Below are 4,022 nucleotides of genomic sequence, written 5' to 3'. Positions count from 1 at the left end.
TTGGCAAACTGTGTCCATGGTATTAACATCAAACTAATGAAATCCGGTGGTTTAACTGAGGCAATACGGATGGTGCATACCGCAAAAGCTTGTGGGTTGCAGGTGATGTTTGGTTGCTATTCTGACAGTACTCTGGCCAATACAGCAGCTTCTCATCTGTCACCACTGGCAGATTATCTCGATTTAGACAGCCACTTAAACCTAGTAGATGACCCCTTCTTAGGGGCAACCCTACAAAATGGGCATTTGATACCGAATAATTTACCAGGACTGGGGGTGAAACGCCGTGAATTTAACCACTAATCGGCGTATTGCGATTCTACTCCATGAAGGGATTCTTGGTTCAAAAGGCAAAACCGGACTGACTCTGTTACGGTATTGCCCAACTGAAATTGTGGTAGTGATTGACCACCAGTGTGCTGGGCAGTCTTTGTCTAAATTAACTGGAATTCAGGTTAATGTCCCGATTGTAGATTCCGTCTCTGCTGCCCTAGCTTATCAACCAGATATCCTAGCCATTGGTATTGCGCCATCTGGGGGAGCATTACCAGAGCCTTGGTGGCAGGAGGTGAAAGTAGGGGTAGGAGCAGGGTTATCGATTATCAATGGTTTGCATACTCCCATGGCATCTGACCCAGAGTTACAGAAATTACTGCAAGACGGTCAGGTAATTTGGGATATTCGTCGGGAACCGAAGGGATTAGGCATAGCAAGTGCTCAAGCGCGATCGCTACCTTGTCAGCGCATCTTGACAGTAGGTACAGATATGGCAGTGGGCAAAATGTCAGCAGCTCTAGAGTTATATCTGTGCGCCCAACGTCAGGGCATATCATCGAAGTTCCTAGCAACTGGTCAAGCTGGCATTATGATTTCTGGGGATGGCATTCCCTTGGATGGGATTCGGGTAGACTTTGCGGCTGGTGCTGTGGAACAAATGGTATTGCGCTATGGTAATGACCACGACTTATTGATCGTAGAAGGGCAAGGTTCTCTGTTGCATCCTGGTTCTACAGCTACTCTACCGCTAATTCGAGGAACTCAGCCGACGGGATTACTATTGGTGCATCGAGCTGGACAGCGGTCTGTTCGTAATCATGACCATGTGCCGATTCCCCCATTACCCAAAGTGATTGAGCTTTACGAGACCGTTGCTAGTGCTGGTGGGGCATTTGGTCAGGTCAAGGTGATTGCGATCGCACTTAATACTGGCCACTTGGATGATCAAGCTGCCCGGTCGGCAATTGAACAGGTACAAACAGAGACTGGCCTACCTTGTACCGATGCCGTGCGATTTGGAGCAGATGTATTGTTGAAAGCAGCAATTGGTGATCGGGAATCGGGAATCGGGAGCGGTGCGACCCGTGGCGAATTTAATTCGCCTACGGAAAGCGCACCGTAGGGAGTCGAGGTAAGACAAAACTATCCTGTACCTCGTCAGTATGATAAACGCTATAAAAATGTTTCCCATCTCTCCAGCTCCCCATCTCCCCATCTCCCCAGCTCCCCAGCTCCCCAGCTTCCCAGCTCCCCATCTCCGGATTAATCTTGGCGTACCTGGCATACTGAAAGAAGGGGGCAAGTAGCAACTACTCCCAGGAAATCTTGACCCAGCAAATTCTAAACGTTAATTCAAACGTTAATTCAATCCAATGAAACGTGAATCCAACAGTTCTAATGGGATACCTGAACTTAATTACACAACCTTAGCGATTCTTGGTGGGGTTTTTGTCTTGGGACTTGGAGTTGGTATTGCTTTTAGCTCTGGTGCCACTCTCAACCCAGAAAATGTTGCCTCTCGTGAAGTGATTGACCGCAGCGCACCCAACCCAGAGCTTTGTATTCAGTATGGTGCCAGTGCGATGGTGACAGATATGCAAGTTTTCGTGACTCTCAATCCCTTTAATGTGTATGTGACTCAGCCCAAGATGCGACCTGGGTGTGTTTTACGTCGGAATAACTGGTCAATTCTAGAACAGAGGAGGCTGATCTCATCGGAACAGGTACGGGAATGCAAAAACAGGATGAATACTTTTGGTTTCACTGGTGTGCTTGAAGGTTCACCGGAAATCCGCTGTATCTATCAAAACGATGCAACCGGTAACTTGTTCCTCAACCAAGGTGGTGCCACCGGACCACGGGAAACCGATCAGTTTTAAAGGTTGAACAAGATGAGTGACGCATTCCCCCACCACGAGAACGCAGGTGGGGGTCAAGGAACTGCCTATTGTGTTATAGTTAATTTAGCTTGAGCGGTACGGCAAAGGACAGAACAAGATTCTGAGCAACCTAGAGGCACGACCTGTAAATCCTTTGTAGTCGGTTTATATACGTCAGACTCTAGGTAAAAGTTTATAATACAAGCCCCATAGCGGAAGCGATGCAGCGCGGTCTTGGGGAGCCAGTGCGGTCTTCGGGGTTTCCCCCATGAGCAACTGGCGTGGTTTCCCCCACTCGCTATTGCATCAAGACAACGACTTGGGGGAATAGTAAGCGCAAAAGTTCTGGCAACAGGCGCGAGAATGCCGCCTGTCGCGAGGGATAAAACCTTGTAATTAAGACGGACACCCCCACCACGAGAACGCAGGTGGGGGAAGCATTCATGGGTGTTTGGTTGTTTGCCCTTGGGTGCATCAGTTGTTAAGCTTTTGCTACCACAGAAGCTAACATAAATTGCTTCGACTTGATGGAGATAGGGGAAGCGAGAGATAGTAAACGCGATGTTCCTTTGGAACCGCTTCGCGAACGCATCCCAATCAATCTCAGGACAATCGAAGTAATAATCCCCTACCATGGGGATAGCGATCGCAAGGGGAGAAAGCTCAGGGGATGACGGCTCACAGGGGTTAGGGGACCGGTCCCCATTACCGATTAGCCATTACCGATTAGCCATTACCCATTACCGATTAGCCATTACCCATTACCTATTACCTATTACCTATTACCTATCTCCAAAGTAAAAAACCTACCCTTGTCAGGGGGTGTGGGTTCCCTGTTTCAGAGCATCTAGAGCAGTTTTTTATCCCGGTTCCGGTTGATGAAATGTCAGCTTACGGCTTGAAGATTGGATCACAATATTTCCCTCAACAGGGGTGAGGGTAATTTCGGGTTTAAGGGAAACAGTTAAGGATGAGAAATTCATTAGTAAGGCTGCATTTAACCTTAACCCAAGCTGACAACAGATAACGAGAATAATTGTTGCGCGTTAGCAACACCCTATGTTAAATTTCATCGGGATTAATGCCCAGCTGTCGTAACCGTTCTGGGAGTTGTTCAGCTCGTTGGTGTTCGAGTTGAGCTTTTTCTTGTATTTCCTAGGTTGCAAAAGCAAGTTCTGATCACAGGCAGCAATCAGTCCAACTTTTGATGCACTGAGGAAACAGATCACAAAACATGATCATGTGCAATTTACGGATATCACCTATTTAAAATTGTTAAATTTCCGCTGAAATTTCAGTAATTATATCGAGGCCACAGCAGCTTAAATCAGGAAATCCTAGATTAGGTCAATAACAAGAGTTTAACTAGATGAGTTAAAACCAGCGGAAAATCAGGGTGCGATCGCTTAGCTGAATAAATTACACTAATTAAATAAAAAGCTATAGCACTACCCATTAAGATGTTTGACATTCCATAACTCCGAAACGTAAGTAATCGCTTACTTTTAGGTGCGACCCGTGGCGAATTTAATTCGCCGAACGCGCCCCGCGTCTCCTACGGAGAACGGAAAGCGCACCTTTGACTTCTGACCCAAGAACCTTGCTGACTTGCGCGTAGCGCTATATGTTCTCACTCGGGAGATTGACTGACTAACTATGGCGGGTTTTCACTTGGCCTTTAGCACAATCAAGTTTAGGGGCACACACCGTGCGCCCTTAAACTTGATTGGTGTTTCAGTTGATTTGTATTTAACTCCCTATCGTCTGAGAGGTTGTCTGAGAAGTCTCATTTGCTACATCCAAGCCCCCGTTGGTCCCCCAATTCTGGGGGACTTTTAGAAGCAAATTGACTCTTGTTCCCCCCAA

The 4,022-nt window shown here is 47.1% G+C and carries 6 protein-coding genes; 4 read left to right on the top strand and 2 right to left on the bottom strand.

Features of this window, described 5'->3' with window-relative positions; translation table 11 throughout:
* Nucleotides 1-303: enolase C-terminal domain-like protein (locus F6K37_RS34110; protein WP_287255202.1), on the top strand; the 303-nt coding region annotated here is incomplete at its 5' end.
* Nucleotides 287-1,399 carry an N-acetyltransferase DgcN family protein gene (locus tag F6K37_RS34105; RefSeq protein WP_287255200.1) on the top strand — a complete coding sequence of 371 codons (1,113 nt, stop codon included), beginning with the start codon at nucleotides 287-289 and terminating at the stop codon, nucleotides 1,397-1,399. The genes F6K37_RS34110 and F6K37_RS34105, both read left to right, overlap by 17 nt.
* Here F6K37_RS34105 and F6K37_RS34100 read toward each other — a convergent pair.
* On the bottom strand, nucleotides 1,380-1,586 hold the full coding sequence (locus tag F6K37_RS34100; protein ID WP_287255198.1) for a hypothetical protein: 207 nt from the start codon (nucleotides 1,584-1,586) through the stop codon (nucleotides 1,380-1,382). The two genes, F6K37_RS34105 and F6K37_RS34100, sit on opposite strands and share 20 nt — an antisense overlap.
* A 63-nt stretch (nucleotides 1,587-1,649) precedes the next feature.
* Here F6K37_RS34100 and F6K37_RS34095 point away from each other — a divergent pair, with 63 nt between their 5' ends.
* Nucleotides 1,650-2,156, top strand: coding sequence for a DUF3172 domain-containing protein (locus tag F6K37_RS34095; protein ID WP_008187233.1), 507 nt, complete (start codon nucleotides 1,650-1,652; stop codon nucleotides 2,154-2,156).
* A gap of 633 nt (nucleotides 2,157-2,789) precedes the next feature.
* Entirely contained in the window at nucleotides 2,790-2,957 is a 168-nt protein-coding gene (locus F6K37_RS34090; RefSeq protein ID WP_008187237.1) for a hypothetical protein, read from the top strand.
* Between the two features lie 59 nt (nucleotides 2,958-3,016).
* Here F6K37_RS34090 and F6K37_RS34085 read toward each other — a convergent pair whose 3' ends face one another.
* Nucleotides 3,017-3,139 carry a hypothetical protein gene (locus F6K37_RS34085; RefSeq protein ID WP_287255195.1) on the bottom strand — a complete coding sequence of 41 codons (123 nt, stop codon included), beginning with the start codon at nucleotides 3,137-3,139 and terminating at the stop codon, nucleotides 3,017-3,019.
* Between the last annotated feature and the right edge of the window lie 883 nt (nucleotides 3,140-4,022).

Origin of the sequence: Moorena sp. SIO4E2, from assembly GCF_010671945.1 — a bacterium.
Taxonomy (GTDB): Bacteria; Cyanobacteriota; Cyanobacteriia; order Cyanobacteriales; family Coleofasciculaceae; genus Moorena; species Moorena producens.
The sequence above is the reverse complement of the archived record's forward strand: the minus strand, read 5'-3'. Positions and strand labels throughout refer to the sequence as shown.